General features: G+C 53.8%; 14 protein-coding genes. 6 read left to right on the top strand and 8 right to left on the bottom strand.

Annotated elements, in window-relative coordinates; translation table 11 throughout:
• Window positions 1-8: 8 nt before the first annotated feature.
• Complete coding sequence (gene nagA, locus P349_RS23350) at window positions 9-1,157, bottom strand: N-acetylglucosamine-6-phosphate deacetylase (RefSeq protein ID WP_024907026.1); 1,149 nt, start codon at window positions 1,155-1,157, stop codon at window positions 9-11.
• Window positions 1,158-1,213: 56 nt separating this feature from the next.
• A complete protein-coding gene (gene nagB / locus P349_RS23345) occupies window positions 1,214-2,014 on the bottom strand; it encodes a glucosamine-6-phosphate deaminase (RefSeq protein WP_023310765.1) in 801 nt (266 codons plus the stop codon).
• Between the two features lie 329 nt (window positions 2,015-2,343).
• Between nagB and nagE the strand changes: the two genes are divergently transcribed.
• The 4 genes from nagE to chiQ all read left to right on the top strand — a co-directional run bounded on the left by nagE (window position 2,344) and on the right by chiQ (window position 8,423).
• Window positions 2,344-4,365 (top strand): N-acetylglucosamine-specific PTS transporter subunit IIBC, encoded by a 2,022-nt coding sequence (gene nagE, locus P349_RS23340; RefSeq protein ID WP_032649543.1) that lies wholly within the window; start codon window positions 2,344-2,346, stop codon window positions 4,363-4,365.
• A gap of 169 nt (window positions 4,366-4,534) precedes the next feature.
• Window positions 4,535-6,202: a glutamine--tRNA ligase gene (gene glnS / locus P349_RS23335; protein WP_032649541.1), complete on the top strand. Its 1,668-nt coding sequence runs from the start codon at window positions 4,535-4,537 to the stop codon at window positions 6,200-6,202.
• Between the two features lie 446 nt (window positions 6,203-6,648).
• A complete protein-coding gene (gene chiP, locus P349_RS23330) occupies window positions 6,649-8,046 on the top strand; it encodes a chitoporin ChiP (protein WP_032649540.1) in 1,398 nt (465 codons plus the stop codon).
• 47 nt (window positions 8,047-8,093) lie between these two features.
• The gene (chiQ, locus tag P349_RS23325) at window positions 8,094-8,423 is read left to right on the top strand and encodes a ChiQ/YbfN family lipoprotein (protein ID WP_024908817.1); all 330 of its coding nucleotides are present in this window, start codon (window positions 8,094-8,096) and stop codon (window positions 8,421-8,423) included.
• Window positions 8,424-8,519: 96 nt separating this feature from the next.
• On the opposite strand, the gene fur is transcribed toward chiQ, so the two are convergent.
• From fur to ybfF, 4 genes are all read right to left on the bottom strand, one after another.
• Window positions 8,520-8,966 (bottom strand): ferric iron uptake transcriptional regulator, encoded by a 447-nt coding sequence (gene fur, locus P349_RS23320; RefSeq protein WP_023310771.1) that lies wholly within the window; start codon window positions 8,964-8,966, stop codon window positions 8,520-8,522.
• Between the two features lie 290 nt (window positions 8,967-9,256).
• Entirely contained in the window at window positions 9,257-9,787 is a 531-nt protein-coding gene (gene fldA, locus P349_RS23315; RefSeq protein WP_008501067.1) for a flavodoxin FldA, read from the bottom strand.
• Window positions 9,788-9,942: 155 nt separating this feature from the next.
• Window positions 9,943-10,230 carry a LexA regulated protein gene (gene ybfE / locus P349_RS23310; protein ID WP_024908816.1) on the bottom strand — a complete coding sequence of 96 codons (288 nt, stop codon included), beginning with the start codon at window positions 10,228-10,230 and terminating at the stop codon, window positions 9,943-9,945.
• 128 nt (window positions 10,231-10,358) lie between these two features.
• Window positions 10,359-11,132 carry an esterase gene (gene ybfF, locus P349_RS23305; protein WP_032649537.1) on the bottom strand — a complete coding sequence of 258 codons (774 nt, stop codon included), beginning with the start codon at window positions 11,130-11,132 and terminating at the stop codon, window positions 10,359-10,361.
• 183 nt (window positions 11,133-11,315) lie between these two features.
• Here ybfF and seqA point away from each other — a divergent pair, with 183 nt between their 5' ends.
• Together seqA and pgm are read left to right on the top strand one after the other, a co-directional pair.
• On the top strand, window positions 11,316-11,864 hold the full coding sequence (gene seqA, locus P349_RS23300; protein ID WP_008501070.1) for a replication initiation negative regulator SeqA: 549 nt from the start codon (window positions 11,316-11,318) through the stop codon (window positions 11,862-11,864).
• 24 nt (window positions 11,865-11,888) lie between these two features.
• The gene (pgm, locus tag P349_RS23295) at window positions 11,889-13,529 is read left to right on the top strand and encodes a phosphoglucomutase (alpha-D-glucose-1,6-bisphosphate-dependent) (RefSeq protein ID WP_032649535.1); all 1,641 of its coding nucleotides are present in this window, start codon (window positions 11,889-11,891) and stop codon (window positions 13,527-13,529) included.
• A 104-nt stretch (window positions 13,530-13,633) separates the two neighbouring features.
• Here the strand turns inward: pgm and potE are convergent, their stop codons facing one another.
• Both potE and speF read right to left on the bottom strand, forming a co-directional pair.
• A complete protein-coding gene (gene potE, locus P349_RS23290; protein WP_032649532.1) occupies window positions 13,634-14,947 on the bottom strand; it encodes a putrescine-ornithine antiporter in 1,314 nt (437 codons plus the stop codon).
• A complete protein-coding gene (speF, locus tag P349_RS23285) occupies window positions 14,944-17,142 on the bottom strand; it encodes an ornithine decarboxylase SpeF (protein WP_032649529.1) in 2,199 nt (732 codons plus the stop codon). The genes potE and speF overlap by 4 nt, the downstream gene beginning before the upstream one ends.
• Window positions 17,143-17,171 lie beyond the last annotated feature (29 nt).

The raw sequence follows: 17,171 nt of genomic DNA on the forward strand, positions 1-17,171 counted from the left end.
ACTTTTACTTACTCAGTGACGACCTCGTTACCATTAACGATGGTCTTAATAATTTTATAATCGTGTGTGAATGCCGTCAGGTTTGCAACCATACCTGGTGCAATTCCGCCGAGCTGTTTATCCACGCCCATTGCGCGAGCCGGATAAAGGGTTGCCATACGCAGGACTTCATCAAGCGCAATCCCGCAATGCTCAACCAGGTTACGCACCCCTTCAATCATGGTCAAAGAGGAACCACTCAGCGTACCGTTTTCATCCACACACAGTCCATTGCGGTAGTATATTGTTTTACCGGCAAAAATGAACTGCTCAATATTTGCACCTGCCGGTGCAGTGGCATCCGTCACCAGACAAAGCTTGTCACCTTTCAGCCGCTTAGCATTGCGGATGTTGGTGTAATCAACGTGTAAGCCGTCAGCAATAATACCGCAGTAGACGTCTGGCTCATCCAGAATCGCCCCGACCAGACCCGGTTCACGGCCTGTGATATACGGCATGGCGTTGTAAAGGTGCGTCGCGAAGGTAATGCCCGCGCGGAAACCGGCTTTGGCTTCTTTCAGCGTCGCGTTTGAGTGACCGGCTGAAACGATAATCCCGGCGGCAGCAAGTTTGCTGATGACATCCGTACCCGTCATTTCAGGTGCCAGCGTCACTTTGGTGATCACGTCGGCGTTGGCACACATGTAGTCAACCAGCTCCGCATCAGGCTTACGCACGTAATTCGGGTTATGCGTTCCTTTCTTGACCATGTTCAGCCATGGCCCTTCAAGGTGCAGACCCAGCGCCTGATTAGGATGTTTGGCCAGATATTCACGCATCACACGGATACCCTGCTTCATGAGGTCATCACTGCTGGTGATGAGCGTTGGCAGATAGCTGGTGCAGCCCGATTTCTCATTGGCTTTTTGCATGATCTCCAGCGTTTCGACCGTTACCGCCTCGGCGGTATCATTGAATTGCACACCGCCGCAGCCGTTGAGCTGAACGTCGATGAAACCGGGGGAGATTACTGCTCCATTGAGTGAGCGCTGTTCAATCTCCGGCGGCAGTTCTGCCAGCGGGCAAACACGTTCAATCAGGCCATCAGCGATAACAATCGCATGGTCATCCAGAATTTCATGGCCGGTATAAATCCGACCGTGGGTTAAAGCGTACATAACGACCCCCGGTTAAAAAAAAGCGGCCGCCTCCTGATGAAGAGGCGGTTATTCAATTACAGACCTTTGATATTCTCGGCTTCTAACTCGTTGAAGTATTTCAGCGTTTTTACCTTCAGCTCCATCGTGGACGGTTCGTCACAGACGATGACGGATTTCGGATGCAGCTGCAGGCAGCTGATGGTCCACATATGGTTAACGTTGCCTTCAACGGCAGCCTGGAGCGCCTGCGCTTTCACGCCGCCCAGCACCAGAATCATCACTTCTTCGGCATCCAGCAGGGTGCCTACGCCTACGGTCAGGGCGTATTTTGGAACCTGGTTAACATCGCCGTCAAAGAAGCGGGAGTTTGCCACGCGCGTGTCATGGGTCAGCGTTTTAATACGGGTGCGGGAAGCCAGAGATGACGCCGGTTCGTTAAACGCGATATGACCATCATTACCTACACCACCCATGAACAGGTGGATCTTACCGTAAGAACGGATTTTTTCTTCATACTGACGGCATTCTGCGTCAATATCCGGCGCGTTTCCATTCAGCAGGTTAATATTTTCAGATGGAATATCAACGTGATCAAAGAAATTGCGGTGCATAAAGCTATGGTAGCTTTCCGGGTGGTCTTTCGGTAAGCCAACGTATTCATCCATATTGAAGGTGACAACATGTTTGAAGCTAACCTGGCCTGCTTTATGCATCTCAACCAGCGCCTTATAGGCTGTCAGCGGCGTGCCGCCTGTTGGAAGTCCAAGAACGAAAGGACGATCGGCAGTCGGCTTGAATGCGTTAATGCGGTTTACGATATGGCGAGCGGCCCATTTACCAACTTGTTCAGCAGTTGCCAGGGGAATCAGTCTCATTGTTCACCTCGAGAGTTAAAGTAGAAGAGTGGGCGGATGGCTATCGGAACCTGATACTTAAGCGTAACCTGGAAACTTTCAGGCCGGATCAATCCGTCTTGATTTTTTGAATGATAAAATAAGTTTTCGCTGTTAGCCAGTATAAGGGAGGGTGAATAACGATATTTGGTGACAAAAATCACAAAAAGTACGCGTTTAATTTGCGATACGAATTAATTTTTCACACACTCACAATGCCAGTGAATCATCAACTGTATCTATAGTTCGTGACACAATAAAAAAACAGAGCTGAGAACATGCCTTAAACGGGGTCTCATAGGGGGAAGAAAGTGAGTATTCTAGGTTATTTACAAAAGGTTGGTCGCGCACTGATGGTGCCGGTCGCCACGCTGCCTGCCGCAGCCATCCTGATGGGTGTCGGCTACTGGATCGACCCCAACGGCTGGGGTAATACCAGCGCGCTGGCGGCGTTCTTTATCAAGTCGGGCTCTGCCATTATCGACAACATGTCCGTGTTGTTTGCTATTGGTGTGGCTTATGGTATGTCCAAAGACAAAGACGGTGCCGCTGCGCTGACCGGTTTTGTCGGTTTCCTTGTGTTAACCACTCTCTGCTCACCGGCAGCGGTGGCCATGATCCAAAAAATCCCGGCGGACCAGGTTCCGGCGGCATTTGGTAAGATCAGTAACCAGTTTGTCGGTATCCTTGTGGGTATCATCTCCGCTGAACTGTATAACCGCTTCAGCAGCGTAGAGCTGCCAAAAGCGCTCTCCTTCTTTAGCGGCCGCCGTCTGGTCCCCATCCTGACCTCGTTTGTGATGATCGTTGTTGCGTTCATCATGATGTACGTCTGGCCGATGATCTTCGACGGTCTGGTGAACTTCGGTGAGCACATCCAGAAACTGGGTTCTGTCGGTGCGGGCGTGTACGCGTTCTTTAACCGTCTGCTGATCCCGGTCGGTCTGCACCACGCGCTGAACTCTGTATTCTGGTTCGATGTTGCCGGTATTAACGATATTCCTAACTTCCTGGGTGGCGCACAGTCCATCGAAGCAGGTAAAGCGGTTGTCGGTATCACCGGTCGTTACCAGGCTGGCTTCTTCCCGATCATGATGTTTGGTCTGCCGGGAGCTGCGCTGGCTATCTACCACTGCGCGCGTCCAGAGAACAAAGCGAAAGTGCTGGGTATCATGATGGCGGGGGCGTTCGCGGCCTTCTTCACCGGTATCACCGAGCCGCTGGAGTTCTCCTTCATGTTCGTGGCGCCAGTTCTGTATGTGATCCACGCTGTGCTGACCGGTATCTCCGTGTTCATCGCTGCCAGCATGCACTGGATTGCCGGTTTCGGCTTCAGTGCGGGTCTGGTGGATATGGTGCTTTCTTCCCGTAACCCGCTGGCGACCCACTGGTGGATGCTGATTCCACAAGGTCTGGTGTTCTTCGCGATCTACTACATGGTGTTCCGTTTCACTATCACCAAATTCAACCTGATGACCCCGGGTCGTGAGCTGGCCGTGGCCGGTAGCGAAGCGGATGGTCAGGATGTGAACGTGAGCGGTGCTCAGGATCAGGACGTTTCAGGTCTGGCGCGTCAATACATCGCCGCTGTTGGCGGTTCTGACAACCTGACCGGTATCGACGCCTGTATCACCCGTCTGCGTCTGAACGTGAAAGATTCTTCCCTGGTGAACGAAGCGCTGGCCAAACGTCTGGGTGCTTCAGGTGTTATCCGCCTGAACAAAACCAGCGTGCAGATTATCGTTGGCTTCGTGGCAGAGAAAATTGCTAACGCCATGAAAACCACCGGTCCGGTAGCCGCAGCAGAAGCTTCTGCCGCACCTGCCGGCGCGCCAGCGGCTGCAAAACCGCAGGCAGTACCCAACGCCAAAACGGTAGCCGCGCTGGTTTCACCGGTAACCGGTGAAGTCGTTGCGATTGAGCAAGTGCCTGACGAAGCCTTCGCCAGCAAAGCGGTCGGTGACGGTGTGGCGGTGAAACCAACGGAAAAAACCGTTGTGTCTCCGGCGGCCGGCACCATCGTGAAAATCTTCAACACCAACCACGCGTTCTGCCTCGAAACCGAAAATGGTGCGGAGATCGTTGTCCATATGGGTATCGATACCGTTGCGCTGAACGGTCAGGGCTTTACTCGCCTGGTGGAAGAGGGCGCTGAAGTGGTGGCAGGGCAGCCGATTCTGGAAATGGATCTGGACTTCCTGAACGCCAACGCACGCTCCATGATAAGCCCGGTGGTTTGCAGCAACATTGACGACTTCAGCGGTCTGGTTATCCAGGCGAAAGGTCAGGTTGTTGCGGGTCAAACACCGCTATATGAGATTAAAGGCAAGTAATCGCTCCTGAGTAGAGTCATGCCTTAAGCGGCGGGGGATATCCTCCGCCGCTTTTTTTTGCAGCAAATGCCCCCATTATTTTCTTCAGAGACGTTTTAAGGGTTGTCACTACGTCCGGCTTATAAGATCATACGCCGTTATACGTTGTTTACGCTTTGAGGAATCCACGATGAGTGAGGCAGAAGCCCGCCCGAGTAACTTTATTCGTCAGATCATCGATGAAGATCTGGCCAGTGGTAAGCACACCACAATCCATACCCGTTTCCCGCCGGAGCCGAACGGCTACCTGCACATCGGGCATGCAAAATCTATCTGCCTGAACTTTGGCATTGCCCAGGACTACCAGGGCCAGTGCAACCTGCGTTTCGATGACACCAACCCAGTAAAAGAAGACATCGAATACGTTGAGTCCATTAAGAACGACGTGCAGTGGCTGGGCTTCAACTGGTCTGGCGACATCTGCTACTCCTCTGACTATTTCGATCAGCTGTACGCCTATGCGGTAGAGCTTATCAACAAAGGTCTGGCGTATGTCGACGAGCTGTCTGCTGACGAAATCCGCGAATACCGCGGTACGCTGACCGCGCCGGGCAAAAACAGCCCGTTCCGCGATCGCAGCGTGGAAGAGAACCTGGCGCTGTTTGAAAAAATGCGTGCCGGCGGCTTCGAAGAAGGTAAAGCGTGCCTGCGTGCCAAAATCGATATGGCGTCTCCGTTCATCGTGATGCGCGATCCGGTGCTGTACCGTATCAAGTTCGCAGAACACCACCAGACCGGTAACAAGTGGTGCATCTACCCGATGTACGACTTTACCCACTGCATCAGCGATGCGCTGGAAGGTATTACGCACTCCCTGTGTACGCTGGAGTTCCAGGATAACCGTCGTCTGTACGACTGGGTGCTGGATAACATCACCATTCCTGTGCACCCGCGCCAGTACGAGTTCTCTCGTCTGAATCTGGAATACACCGTGATGTCCAAGCGTAAGCTGAACCTGCTGGTGACCGACAAGCACGTTGAGGGCTGGGATGACCCGCGTATGCCTACCATTTCTGGTCTGCGTCGTCGTGGTTACACTGCCGCGTCTATTCGTGAGTTCTGCAAACGTATCGGCGTGACCAAGCAGGATAACACCATTGAGATGGCTTCCCTGGAATCCTGCATTCGTGAAGATCTCAACGAAAACGCCCCGCGCGCGATGGCGGTTATCGACCCGGTGAAACTGGTCATCGAAAACTATCCGCAGGGTGAAAGCGAGCTGGTCTCCATGCCTAACCATCCGAACAAACCGGAAATGGGAAGCCGTGACGTGCCGTTCAGCGGCGAGATCTGGATTGACCGCGCTGACTTCCGCGAAGAAGCCAACAAGCAGTACAAGCGTCTGGTGCTGGGTAAAGAAGTGCGTCTGCGTAATGCTTACGTCATCAAAGCCGAGCGCGTTGAAAAAGATGCGGAAGGGAATATCACCACCATCTTCTGTTCTTATGACGCTGAAACGCTGAGCAAAGATCCTGCTGATGGCCGTAAAGTGAAGGGCGTTATCCACTGGGTGAGCGCATCCCACGCGCTGCCGGTAGAAATTCGTCTGTACGATCGTCTGTTCAGCGTGCCTAACCCGGGTGCGGCGGAAGACTTCCTGGCGACCATCAACCCGGAATCGCTGGTGATCAAGCAGGGTTATGCGGAACCTTCTCTGAAAGCCGCTGAAGCGGGCAAAGCGTTCCAGTTCGAACGTGAAGGTTACTTCTGCCTGGACAGCCGTTACAGCACCGCGGAAAAACCAGTATTTAACCGTACTGTAGGTCTGCGTGATACCTGGACGAAGATCGGCGAATAATATTGCTGCTCTGGTCAATGAGAGACAAACGCCGCACTGTGCGGCGTTTTTTTATATAACGATCAGGGTATTAAGCCAGGGCCTAAAGAGGTGTCATGAAAATATCAGGTCAATGAGGTGCTACTTATTTTTTAAAAAAAAGTTTGTGCCATTGCGAAAATAAAAAATGTTACATAAAAGGAAAGAGATACCACGTCTACCCACTGAAATACCTGATAATTCCCCGTCATTTCTCGCCTTCCCGTAAATGTTACAAAGCACTACCAATTATGTGCACTTCGTCATAATCCTGACTTTTGTCCGCTAAAAAGCATTGATAATTCGCGTCGCGAAAAATAACCTAAAGACGGTAGTTAATTCGAGGGTATTTAAAACTACCCCTGACCATTTGGTCTTTTTTATTTACGCCGTTTCAGGCGTTTTAATTCGTCAAAGAGGAATAATCTATGCGTACGTTCAGTGGCAAACGTAGTGCGCTGGCGCTGGCTATTGCCGGTGTGACAGCAATGTCGGGACTTGTGATTGCGCCAGAGGCAAAAGCAGCGGGTTTCATCGAAGATTCTACCCTCACGGGCGGTATTTATTACTGGCAGCGTGAGCGTGACCGTAAAGACGTCACTGAAGATAAATACAAAACCAACCTTTCTCACTCCACCTGGAACGCCAATCTGGACTTCCAGTCAGGCTATGCCGCGGATATGTTCGGTCTGGATATTGCAGCGTTCACCGCGATTGAAATGGCGGAAAACGGCGACAGCGGCCACCCGAACGAAATCGCCTTCTCCTCCAGCAACAAAGCCTATGATGAAGACTGGTCCGGGGATAAGAGCGGTATAAGCCTTTACAAAGCCGCGGCGAAATTTAAATACGGTCCGGTATGGGCGCGCGGCGGTTATATTCAGCCAACTGGCCAGACTCTGTTAGCGCCACACTGGAGCTTTATGCCGGGTACCTATCAGGGTGCGGAAGCGGGGGCTAATTTTGACTACGGTGATGCGGGTGCGTTGAGCTTCTCCTATATGTGGACCAACGAGTACAAAGCGCCTTGGCACATCGAGATGGACAAGTTCTACCAGAACGATAAAAAAACCAAAGTCGATTACCTGCACTCGCTGGGCGCGAAATACGACTTCAAAAACGATCTGGTGCTTGAAGCGGCATTTGGTCAGGCACAAGGCTATATCGATCAGTACTTTGCCAAGGCCAGCTATAAGTTTGATGTCGCGGGTAGCCCGCTGAGTACCAGCTACCAGTTCTACGGTACGCGCGATAAAGTCAGTAACGGTGGGGTCAATGACATTTATGACGGCACCGCGTGGCTGCAGGCACTCACCTTCGGCTACAAGGTTGGTCAGGTTGATTTGCGTCTGGAAGGCACATGGGTGAAGGCGGAAGGGCAGCAGGGCTACTTCCTGCAGCGTATGACTCCGACCTACGCCTCCTCCAACGGCCGTCTTGATATCTGGTGGGATAACCGCTCAGACTTCAACGCCGACGGCGAGAAAGCGGTCTTCTTCGGTGCAATGTACGACCTGAAAAACTGGAACCTGCCTGGCTGGGCGGTGGGCGCTTCTTACGCTTACGCCTGGGACGCAAAACCTGCCGATATGGCAACACCGGATGCTTACTACGATCCAAACTATCGCCTGAAAGAGTCTTCCTACAGCCTGGATGCAATCTATACCCTGCAGGATGGCCGCGCGAAAGGCACGATGTTCAAACTGCACTTCACCCAGTATGACAATCACTCCGATATCCCGAGCTATGCGGGCGGTTACGGCAACATTTTCCAGGATGAACGTGACGTGAAATTCATGGTTATCGCCCCATTCACCATCTTCTGATAAACGCACCGGCGGGCTGAGTCCCGCCGGTATGGAGACTGTATATGATGAAAAAAATCGTAGTCGTCGCGTTGCTGGCATCAGGGCTGGTGGCGTGTGCTCAGACTCAGGCACCAAAAGAGGACTCCCGCCTGAAGGAGGCGTATAGCGCCTGCATTAATACTGCGGAAGGATCGCCGGAGAAAATTGAAGCCTGTCAGAGCGTGCTAAACGTGCTGAAGAAAGAGAAAGCGCATGAGCAGTTCGCGACGCAGGAAAATGTCCGCGTAATGGATTACCAGGCCTGTATCCAGGCGCGTAAAACCGGTAACGATCAGGAAGTGGCGAAGCGTTGCGACCAGATTTGGAAAGAAATTCGAAGCAATAACAGTAAGTAACTCGCTGTTATCATGCCCGGTGGCGCTGCGCCACCGGGCATTTTTTTAGGCAAAAAAAAGCCAACCTTACGGCTGGCTCAGAGTATGAACACTTGTTTATTTCGCGTCGTGCGCGTGGTCGTCTTCGCGGCAATCGCCTTCAGCACAATGACCGTAAAGGTACAGGCTGTGGTTGGTCAGGCGGATGCCATGACGCGCGGCGATTTCACGCTGGCGTGATTCGATGGAATCATCGCTGAATTCAATGACCTTGCCGCAATCGAGGCAGATCAGGTGATCGTGGTGCTGCTGCTGGGTCAGTTCGAAAACAGATTTACCGCCTTCAAAATTATGACGGGTAACAATGCCCGCGTCATCAAACTGGTTCAGCACGCGATAGACGGTAGCCAGCCCAATCTCTTCACCCATGTCGATAAGACGTTTATAAAGGTCTTCCGCACTGACATGGTGATTGTCTGGACCCTGAAGCACTTCAAGGATTTTTAACCGAGGAAGCGTAACTTTCAGGCCAGCCTTCTTTAATGCGGTATTGTTGTCAGTCATGCGGAATCTGTCCTGTTGCTAAACGATTCACTTCTGTAGGAAGTGACAGAAAATGCACCTGGGATAATGCGTCTCATTATAGAACTGCCATGGCTAAATGAAAACTGCAAGTCTCAGGCAAAATATGCTTATAAAAATGGGGTATCACCGACAAACTTGCTCAATGGAAAACCACATTTTATCAGGGAGACATTGTACAGGTCTGGGCGAAAAAGTTAAAAGATTGTAGCGATTAATTTAATCGGTTTGACCTGGGGCATGGGCGCAACCGCAGTTGCGCCGCGAAATAATCAGGCGTTCAGAATATCGTCCAGGTGCAGTTCCTCACGGATCTGCTTCACCCACTTCTCAACACGCTCGGCGGTCAGTTCTGGCTGACGGTCTTCGTCGATGGCCAGACCCACGAAGTGATCGTCATCGGCCAGGCCTTTAGACGCTTCGAAGTGGTAACCGGCGGTCGGCCAGTGGCCTACAATAACCGCGCCATTCGGCTCAATGATGTCGCGGATGGTACCCAGCGCGTCACAGAAGTATTCGGCGTAGTCTTCCTGATCGCCACAGCCAAACAGGGCGACCAGCTTACCGTTGAAGTCCACTTCTTCCAGCGTCGGGAAGAAATCATCCCAGTCGCACTGGGCTTCACCGTAGTACCAGGTTGGGATACCCAGCAGCAGAATGTCATAGCCTTCCAGATCTTCTTTGCTGCTCTTGGCGATGTCATGCACATCAGCAACGTCTTTACCGAGCTGTTTTTGAATGTTTTTTGCGATATTTTCGGTATTGCCGGTATCACTGCCAAAGAAAATGCCGATGATTGCCATGAGTAAAATAACCTCTTGAAACTTAATAGTATGGTGGCGCAATTCGGCCACGGATAAGGGCAATAATAGCAGAACTGGCAACCCTGCGGAAACAGCTATCGCGCAGGACTGCACTCTGTGCTACATGAAAAGGGTGATAAAGAGGATTTTCAGACTTATGCCTGGCCGCGTAACGTCTCAAGCTGCGCGATCAACATCTCTTCAATGAGTTCGCTGCGGCTGATATTTCGCGCGTCGGCCAGCTCGTTCAGCGCATCGACGGCGTCGGCGTTAAGCTTCAGTTCGACACGCTTAAGCCCACGATTTTTATCGCGTTTAAGCTGGTTGCGTTTATTGATACGCAGCTGTTCATCGCGCGAAAGCGGATTCGTCTTGGGTCGTCCCGGGCGACGCTCATTCGCGAACAGATCTAGTGTCGTACGGTCCGTTTGTTCTTTGGCCATGATTCTGAGACTTCGGGGGAAACACGCCGCCCTGCTAATGCCCGGGCGATAAGCGCGCCATCATACATCACCAAAAACGGCACGCCAACGACTGGACGCCTGCAGCCTTCCAGTCGCTCTCTTTTTAATCAATTTGCAGTATCAGCAAGATAGCGGCGAATGGCGCGCAGCACGGCGTCAGGTTTTTCCGCATGCACCCAGTGCCCGGCACCGGCAATAACGTGGGCGCGAGCCTGCGGGAATTGGGCCAGCAGCGTGTCGCGGTATGCGTCGGTTACGTAAGGCGAGTTTCCGCCGCGAATAAAGAGGGTAGGGTGCGGCCAGGCAGGCACGGTTTGCCAGCCCACGATGTTGTTGTACTGGTCCCAGAGCACCGGCACGTTAAAACGCCATTGCCCGTCAACAAACGACTTCAGCAGGAACTGCACGACGCCTTCTTCATCAAGATGCTCACGCATGACGGTAGCCGCCTGTTGGCGTGTCGCGACACCCGCTTCTGTGACCGCATTAATGGCGGCAAAAATCTCGTCGTGACGACGGACGTCATAATCCACGGGCGCGACGTCAATTACCACCAGGCCGTTAATACGGTCCGGGGCCAGTGCCGTCAGGGCCATTACCGCTTTACCACCCATTGAATGCCCGATCAGCGTTACCTTCTGCAGGCTATGTGCGTCCAGCGTATCCAGCAGATCCTGCGCCATCGCCGCGTAGGTCATCTCGTCCGAACGCCCGGAAAGACCGTGATTGCGCATATCGACCTGTAAAATATCGTGGTCGGTAACCAGATCGCGTGCCAGCACGCCCAGGTTATCCAGGCTGCCAAAAAGCCCGTGAACCAGTACGATGGGAGAATTATTGTTCGGCGATTGTGCAGTTTGCGCTCGGGTATTCAATTTCATGGCAAAGTTCTTTTTTTACGTATGTCAGGTTAGGGTATCATGTTGACCATTCTGCCGCCCGGCTGCAAGGTTCCAGTTTAATCTGACTTTTGCTGCCAACCTGGTTTGACGCTATCCGCTGTTGGGATTTGACCTTATAATCCCAATGACTTGTATTCAGATAAGATATCGCACTGGATTAAGATGAAAACAATCGAAGTTGATGACGAACTCTATCAGTATATTGCCAGCCAGACGCGGCATATCGGGGAGAGCGCGTCCGACATTTTACGGCGCATGCTTAAAATTTCCGCCGCTTCACAGCCTGCTACCCCAGTCACCAAAGATGTCGTGTCTCAGCCAAGCGTTGTTGCACAAGCAAAACCTGCCGTGACGCCGGCAAAAGATAAAGTGCGCGCGATGCGCGAGCTGCTGCTCTCCGATGAATATGCGGAACAGAAAAAGGCGGTTAACCGCTTTATGCTGGTGCTGTCTACACTTTATTCACTGGATAACAAAGCGTTTGCTGAAGCGACCGAGTCGCTGCACGGTCGTACTCGCGTCTACTTCGCGGGCGACGAGCAGACGCTGCTGCAAAATGGCAATCAAACCAAACCCAAACATGTTCCTGGCACCCCGTACTGGGTGATCACCAATACCAATACGGGCCGCAAGTGCAGCATGATTGAACACATCATGCAGTCCATGCAGTTCCCGGCGGAATTGATTGAAAAGGTTTGCGGTACAATTTAACCCTTGCATCAGAAGGACCCGGTAATGGCAAATCACAGCCGTGCAGGCCAACCTGCACAACAAAGCGATTTGATTAACGTCGCTCAGCTGACCGCGCAGTATTACGTGCTGAAGCCGGTCGTGGGCAACGCAGAACACGCAGTGAAGTTTGGTACATCTGGTCACCGCGGCAGCGCGGCGCGCCACAGCTTTAACGAACCGCACATTCTGGCCATTGCTCAGGCCATTGCGGAAGAGCGCGCTAAAAACGGCGTTACCGGTCCGTGCTACGTGGGGAAAGATACCCATGCCCTGTCTGAACCGGCGTTCATCTCTGTTGTGGAAGTGCTGGCTGCAAACGGCGTCGATGTCATTGTTCAGGAGAACAATGGCTTCACCCCAACGCCTGCGGTCTCTAACGCCATCCTGGTACACAACAAAAAAGGTGGCGCGCTGGCTGACGGTATCGTTATCACGCCATCCCACAACCCGCCGGAAGACGGTGGCATCAAATACAACCCGCCTAACGGTGGCCCGGCCGACACCAACGTCACCAAAGTGGTTGAAGATCGTGCGAACGCCTTGCTGGCCGACGGTCTGAAAGGCGTGAAGCGCATCTCTCTGGATGCGGCCATGGCGTCCGGCCACGTAAAAGAGCAGGATCTGGTTCAGCCGTTCGTGGAAGGGCTGGCGGATATCGTCGATATGGCGGCCATTCAGAAAGCCGGCTTGAAGCTGGGCGTGGATCCGCTGGGCGGCTCCGGTATCGAATACTGGAAGCGTATCGCCGAGCACTACAAGCTGGATCTGACCATCGTGAACGATCACGTCGATCAGACCTTCCGTTTTATGCACCTGGATAAAGACGGCGCGATCCGTATGGACTGCTCTTCCGAGTGCGCAATGGCGGGCCTGCTGGCGCTGCGTGATAAATTCGATCTGGCGTTTGCTAACGACCCGGATTATGACCGTCACGGTATTGTCACCCCTGCCGGGCTGATGAACCCGAACCACTATCTGGCTGTGGCGATCAACTACCTGTTCCAGCACCGTCCGCAGTGGGGCAAAGAGGTGGCCGTCGGTAAAACGCTGGTTTCCTCGGCGATGATCGACCGCGTGGTCGAGGCGCTGGGCCGCAAGCTGGTGGAAGTGCCGGTGGGCTTCAAATGGTTCGTTGACGGTTTGCACGACGGCAGCTTTGGTTTCGGTGGTGAAGAGAGCGCGGGGGCCTCTTTCCTGCGTTTCGACGGCACGCCATGGTCAACCGATAAAGACGGCATCATCATGTGCCTGCTGGCGGCGGAAATCACCGCGGTCACCGGTAAAAACCCGCAGGAACATTACAATGATCTGGCGGCACGCTTTGGTGCACCAAGCTATAACCGTATTCAGGCCAGCGCGACGTCAGCTCAGAAAGCGGCTCTGTCCAAACTCTCTCCGGAGATGGTCAGCGCAAGCACCCTGGCAGGTGACCCGATCACCGCGCGTCTGACGGCGGCACCGGGCAACGGTGCCTCCATTGGTGGGCTGAAAGTGATGACCGAAAACGGCTGGTTCGCCGCGCGTCCATCCGGTACGGAAGATGCGTATAAAATCTATTGCGAAAGCTTCCTCGGCGCTGAGCACCGTCAGCAGATTGAGAAAGAAGCGGTAGAGATTGTCAGCGAAGTGCTGAAAAACGCGTAAGTGCGGTTTGGGTGCGGGCTGATGCCCTCACCCCGGCCCTCTCCCACAGGGAGAGGGAGAAAACAATCAAAACGGCAACCCTTGGGTTGCCGTTTTGCTTTTACCTAACTGTGCTTATTCTTCAATTCAAACCGAGGTGACACCAGACCGTACAGCGTCCAGCCCATAAAGGTCACCATCGCGCCATACAGCATCGCTTCCTCACCGGATGAGTAGAGCGCATAGAAGCTGTAGATTGCCCCAATCAGCGCCACGATATTGGCCGCGCGCGCCTTGCGTGGATCCACCTTCGCGACTTTCTGAATAATCACCAGCGCCGCCATCGACAGAATATACGGAATGATATTTGTCACGACCGCCAGGTTGACCAGCACGTTGAACTGGCTGTTCAGCGACGGGCTAATGGTCATCAGCGACAATCCGCTCTGGAAGATAACAATCGCCAGCATGCCCTGCACCGGCGCATCCGCTTTGGTCACGCGGGAGAAGATTTTTGGGAAGTAACCTTCATCAGCGGAGGATTTAAACACCTGTGCGATGGTGAACTGCCACCCAAGGAGTGAACCGCAGCAGGACATCACCATCAGACCCATGATCACTTTCCCGACTTCCGGAGTGAACATCTGCGCGAAGGCCAGCCCGAACGGCGCCGTGGAGTTAGCCAGATCCATATTCGGTACGATGCCCGCAATGACGTTAGTCGAGACGATATAGATCACCGCCGCGCCCAGCGTTCCGCCAAGGACCGCAATCGGCACGTTCTTTTCAGGATTCTCCACCACTTCCGCGTTCGCGCAGGCGGATTCCAGCCCCAGGAAAGCCCAGAGCGTCATAGCGATAGAAGAGCCCACAGCGGTAAAGAACGGCACATGGTGCGGGTTCCAGGAGTTGGCGTACAGCGTCGGGCTGAACCAGAACCAGCCGATGATGCACAGGCCGACAACCGGGATAATCACGCCCCAGACGGTGATGCTGGAGAGCTGTCCGGTGATACGCGCGCCGCCAAAGTTAGCCACGGTGCAGATCCACAGGACCCCGATGGTCGCCAGCCCAATTTGTACCGGGCTGAGCGTCGCGCCGAACAGCTCCGTACCGTAACCCACCGCGGAGATGGCAATCGCCACGTTGGCGATCAGCAGCGACACGCCGTAGGTGTAGTTGGCCATAAAGTTGCCCGACTTGCCAAAAGCGTATTCGGCATAGCCCCCCATCCCGCCTGACTTACGGCTGAACATCCCGCATTTGGCGAACGCCCACGCCAGTGCCATTGAACCGACTGCCGTCACCAGCCAGGAGATGATAGAGATGGTACCCACCTCTGCAAGCTTGGTGGGCAGCATGATAATCCCGGAGCCCATCATGTTCACCATGGTGAGGATGGTCAGCTGCACCACGCCCATCTTATTGGACTTACTCATAATTTCTCTCCTTTCAGCAGCGCGGGCTGAGCGGCGGGTTGTTTGATGACATTGCAGCGAACCTGTTTGCGGCCCTCACACTCCTCGACGTACACGCCCTGCAGCTCCGGCGCGAAGCCCGGCAGAAGGTTGATGCCTTCTTCCAGGGCGGCAAAGTAGCGCAGCACGGAACCGCCCCAGACTTCCCCTGGGACAACACACAGCACCCCCGGCGGATAAGGAAGTGCGCCTTCAGCGGCGATGCGGCCTTCCGCGTCGCGCAGGGAGACCAGCTCAACTTCACCGCGCAGATAGGCGTAGTTCGCGTCCTGCGGGTTCATCATCACGCGTGGGAAGTGAGACTTGCGGAACATCTCTTTCTGCAGTTGTTTCACGTTGTGGCGGGCGTACAGGTCATGCATTTCCTGGCAGATCTGGCGCAGGGTGTAATCCGCGTAACGTTCCGGATGCTGTTTGTAGAGAGAAGGCAGGACCTCTTTCAGCGGAACATCGCTCTCGAGCAGTTTTTCGAAGCGCACCAGCTGCGCCACCAGCTGCTGCAGTTTGCCCATATCTTCCGCAGGCGTGAGCAGGAACAGGATCGAGTTGAGATCGCATTTTTCCGGCACGATGCCGTTTTCACGCAGGAAGTTGGCAAGGATAGTGGCGGGCACGCCGAAGTCGTCATACTCCCCAGTGCGGGCGTTAATGCCCGGCGTGGTCAGCAGGAGCTTGCATGGGTCGATAAAATACTGATGCTCTGCGTAGCCTTCAAAAGCGTGCCAGTTTTCACCCGGTACGAAGTGGAAGAAGCGCAGATCGGTTGCAATCTCCGCCGTGTCCCAGCTTTCCCACGGTCGGCCATCCACCGTCTCCGGCACGAAGGGACGCAGATACTGGCAGTTCTCCAGGATCAGCTTGCGCGCTTCGATACCGTTCACCACGCAGTCCATCCACATGTTGCGGCCGCTCTGGCCTTCATGCATACGGGCGTTAATGTCCAGCGCAGCGAACAGCGGATAAAACGGGCTGGTGGAGGCATGCATCATAAAGGCATTATTCAGCCGCTTATGCGGGACATAGCGCTGTTGCCCTTTGATATGGCTGTCTTTCTTATGGATTTGCGAGGTCTGCGAGAAGCCGGCCTGCTGTTTATGCACGGACTGGGTAACCAAAATCCCCGGATCGTTTTCGTTCAGCTCCAGCAGCAGCGGCGAGCAGTCGGCCATCATCGGAATAAACTGCTCGTAACCCACCCAGGCCGAGTCAAACAGGATGTAATCACACAGGTGCCCAATCTTATCCACCACCTGACGGGCGTTATAGATAGTGCCATCGTAGGTACCCAGTTGGATCACCGCCAGACGGAACGGACGCGCATCGCGTGCACGGCCCGGCGCCACCTCTGCCACCAGCTCTCGTAGATAACTCTCTTCAAAGCAGTGGGCGTCAATGCCACCAATGAAGCCGTACGGGTTACGCGCGGTTTCGAGATAGACCGGCGTTGCGCCTGCCTGGAGGAGGGCACCGTGATGGTTAGATTTGTGGTTGTTACGGTCGAAGAGTACCAGGTCGCCCGGGGTGAGCAGGGCGTTAAGCACCACTTTGTTGGATGACGAGGTGCCGTTCAGCACGAAGTAGGTCTTATCGGCATTAAAGACCTTCGCCGCATGTTGCTGCGCAATGCACGGCGCGCCTTCGTGGATCAGCAGATCGCCCATTGCCACGTCGGCGTTGCACAGATCGGAGCGGAAAAGCGTCTCGCCAAAGAAATCAACGAACTGATTACCGGCTGGATGGCGGCGGAAGAACTGGCCGCCCTGATGCCCCGGGCAGTCAAACGCGCTGTTGCCCTGCTTCACGTAGTCGACCAGGGCGCGGAAAAACGGCGGGCGCAGTTGGGTTTCGTACTTCAGGGCCGCTGCTTCCAGCTGGCGTCCATAAAAGTCGTTGCTGGTGTCTGAATACTCAAATACGCCATGAATGCGCGATAAATAGTCTGCCGGAATGATCTCTTCTTTATGCGTCGCGACAAAAACAGGAATGCCAAAACCGGTGGCTTCTATTTCGTCCAGGATACCGCTGGCAATATCCGTGACCGCCAGAACAATGGCGGCAACATCAATATAATCAGAAGCGCGGACATCCACCAGTTCACGCTGGGTGGTAAAGCAATCCGGACAGGCACGGCTGGCTGCGATTTTTAAACTTTTCATCTTTCTCTCTTTATTTTAGGTAATAAACG

Origin of the sequence: Enterobacter sp. DC4 (assembly GCF_000568095.1) — a bacterium.
Classification (GTDB): Bacteria; Pseudomonadota; Gammaproteobacteria; order Enterobacterales; family Enterobacteriaceae; genus Enterobacter; species Enterobacter pseudoroggenkampii.